The organism is Methanoregula sp. UBA64 (assembly GCF_002502735.1).
Taxonomy (GTDB): domain Archaea; phylum Halobacteriota; class Methanomicrobia; order Methanomicrobiales; family Methanospirillaceae; genus Methanoregula.
The window spans coordinates 50948-53711 of record NZ_DAQC01000003.1 but is presented as its reverse complement, the minus strand read 5'-3'; the positions used below and the strand labels follow the sequence as shown (position 1 = coordinate 53711).

Here is a 2764-nt window from a genome sequence, read left to right as displayed (position 1 = left end):
AGATACTCGCACTGGGCAGGAATCAGTGACTATACTAGTCCTTTCGGAGTTGCAGTCACCTATGTTGTTATTAGACAGTTAGTGCGACCCGGTCACTGCGACCTGCTTGATCTCCAAGCAGGCACCCCTTATCCCAAAGTTACGGGGCCAATTTGCCGAGTTCCCTTAACTACATTTAAATCCGACACGCCTTTACCTTTTCAGCAAGGGGCACCTGTGTCGGTTCTCGGTACGGACATGTGATTCCCTTTTCATGGGCTCAAGGAATTTGCTCAGTTACCCCATCACACTTTCACCAGATTCTCACCATTACGGTACTCCACCGGTTTATGTGCTTGGACGGGATGACAGTCCCGCTAAGCATACCCCCAAGCGTCAGGGTCTTACGACTAAAAACCACATGGTACAGGAATATTAACCTGTTTCCCATTCGGTACGTTCGAGTTACGACGCACCTTAGGACCGACTAACCCTCGGCTGACGAACGTTGCCGAGGAAACCTAGCCCCTGCGGCGGTTGGGATTCTCACCCAACTATGCTTCTACTACTGCCAGAATTCTCATCACTACGCGGTCCACTGGAACTTACGACCCAGCTTCTACCCACGCAGAGCGCCTCCCTACCAGATCACCTTTCGGTGCTCCGTGGTCTCTGTAGTAGGCTTTAGCCCCGTCCATTTTCACCGCCCTAAATCTTGACTGGTAAGCTGTTACGCACTTTTTAAAGGATAGCTGCTTCTGAGCTCACCTTCCAGTTGTCTTTGACCTAGGACCAATTTCAGTGTTGACACTGAGCCTACATTGAGGGACATTAACCACGGTCTGGGTTGTTTCCCTTACGCATTACAAGCTTACCCCGTAACGCGGACTTCCAACCATCTAGGGTGTTGGGGAGTTTGGAGTTCAACAAGAGAGTGAGCAGTTTCCCGCCCAGCTTCCCCAATTGGTGCTCTACCTCACCAACGACCTCCGGTTAGGTCATGCTGCGACATGTTTAGGGAGGAACCAGCTGATGCCAGGTTCGATTAATCTTTCACTCCTATACGTAGGTCACACCAATGATTTGCATATCAATACGGCTTGCGGTCCTCCACGCAACTTTCGTCACGCTTCAACCTGCCAACGCATAGATCACCCGGCTTCGGGTCTTATCCTGCTGACTCCGCGCACTTTTAATACGCCGTTCCACACATTGCTGCTACGAACTTGTTGGTTTCCCTTCGGCTCCCCTTTTGGGTTAACCTTCGCCAACAGAATAAACTCTCTGGCCCGTTCTTCAAAACGTACGTTATGACACTGGCAACCCTGCCCGTACTACCGCCTCGCGACGGGTTCCTTCACAGAGAAGATCCTTTCATGCCATAACCCGCGATCACCTACCAATTTCAGGCACTTTTAACCACCTTTTCAGGGTTACTTTTCAGCTTTCGCTCACGCTACTATTTCGCTATCGGTTTCAAGGTGTATTTAGCTTTAGGGGTTGATGACCCCTGAATTCCCGCGAGAATTCCGACCCGCGGTACTCAAGACACCACCTGATGCCGTCTGCTTATGCGTACGGGACTATCACCCTCTGTAGTGTGCAATTCCAAGCAACTTCCGCTTCACATCCGGTATCGTACGGTGGGCTTATAACACCACATCTCCCTTGCGGGATTCGGTTTGAGCTCTGTCGTGTTCGCTCGCCGTTACTAACGACATCTCGGTTGATTTCTTTTCCTGCCCCTACTGAGATGTTTCAATTCGGGGCGTTCCCTGTCCTCAACGGACAGACACATAAAGTGTCAGGATGTCCTATTAGGGTATCTCCGGATCACAGATTCCTTGCGTCTACCCGGAGCTTATCGCAGCTTGGCACGCCCTTCTTCGGCACTTGAACCGAGCCATTCACTGGTAGGTTTAAACTAATGCTCCGCTAAACCCATTTAACGTCCTGAGTGTAAACCTTTACACGGCCTCGCAAAGTCATTGGTTTGACTCTCAGCCCTTCCCTCCCGATTCGCATCGGGAGGTGCATCTAAACAGCCCACCGGGATTCGAACCCGGGCTTTTCGTGCCACCTTTCTGGCACCTGAGCCTTTTTCTTGTCGACACCGGCAATTTTACAGTTTGTCTAGCAACCGCTTTTTTAACCCGAATAAAATTCGTTAGGAGGTGATCCAGCCGCAGATTCCCCTACGGCTACCTTGTTACGACTTAACCCCCCTTGCAAAACCTAGATTCAACCGCCGCAGAAAACGACGGCTTCATCAAGACCTCACTCGGGTGGTTTGACGGGCGGTGTGTGCAAGGAGCAGGGACATATTCACCGTGCTATTTTGAAACACGATTACTACGGATTCCAGCTTCATGTGGGCGAGTTGCAGCCCACAATCCGAACTAAGGATGGGTTTAGGAGATTGCCTTCACCTTTCGGTGTCGATACCCATTGTCCCACCCATTGTAGCCCGCGTGTAGCCCAGTTAATTCGGGGCATGCTGACCTACCGTTGCCCATTCCTTCCTCCTCTTTAGCAGAGGCGGTCCCAACAGTGTCCTCTCCATCCCGGAGGACGAGCTAGCAACTGTTGGCGTGGGTCTCGCTCGTTGCCTGACTTAACAGGATGCTTCACAGTACGAACTGACGACGGCCATGCACCTCCTCTCAGCTAGTCATGTAGAGTCTTCAGCCCGACAATCATTCAGCTGTCTTAACTGGTGAGTTTCCCGGCGTTGAGTCCGATTAAACCGCAGGCTCCACCCGTTGTGGTGCTCCCCCGCCAATTC

At 51.6% G+C, this 2764-nt stretch carries 2 rRNA genes (1 of these 2 only partly in view); both read right to left on the bottom strand.

The annotated features are described in order from the left end of the window. Positions 1-1914 (bottom strand): 23S ribosomal RNA (locus tag BP758_RS07220); the annotation flags it as partial. Positions 1915-2148: 234 nt separating this feature from the next. Next, a 16S ribosomal RNA gene (locus tag BP758_RS12360) occupies positions 2149-2764 on the bottom strand; it runs 1671 nt beyond the window's last position.